The organism is Vibrio sp. 378 (genome assembly GCF_033339435.1).
The window spans coordinates 1-506 of record NZ_JAWOUO010001272.1; the positions used below are offsets into that span (position 1 = coordinate 1).

Below are 506 nucleotides of genomic sequence, written 5' to 3' on the forward strand. Positions count from 1 at the left end.
CGATCTTCACCGAACTTGGTGGTAGAACGTGTGCGATAGTCACCTTTGAAACCATATAGGCTGCGGTTGTAATCGTTGTTGTCAGTACCAGTTATACCTGTGTTGTAGTTCCCCCACAAAACGTTGGATTTGTCGTATTCAACGTTGAGATACACTTTGCCTTTGGTGTTGACCACTTTGTAGATGTTCGAGCTGTCACCGTAGTTGCCGTAATACATTTCATCGTCGTCTTCGAGAATGTCGAATACGCTGGATGAATCAGAGGCAAACGGGTGCTTAAACATGTCTCGCACGTCACTCTCTTTGGTATCAAAGTGGGTGGTGATTCGAAGTTTGTCACCAAACTTACCTTGGCCAAAATACGCTAAGCGACCTTGGTTGTAGATATCATCTTGATATTGGTCATCAACCGCCAATGCTGCCGAATTACCTGTGACTTTGTTTTTACCAATGTAGAAATCCGCCAAACCCGCTTGTACCCAATATTCATCCGGAATACGCACGTA

1 pseudogene is annotated in these 506 nt (G+C 44.7%); it reads right to left on the reverse strand.

From position 1 onward, the window contains the following. Positions 1-506, reverse strand: a pseudogene (locus R7Q48_RS31520) (hypothetical protein); the annotation flags it as partial.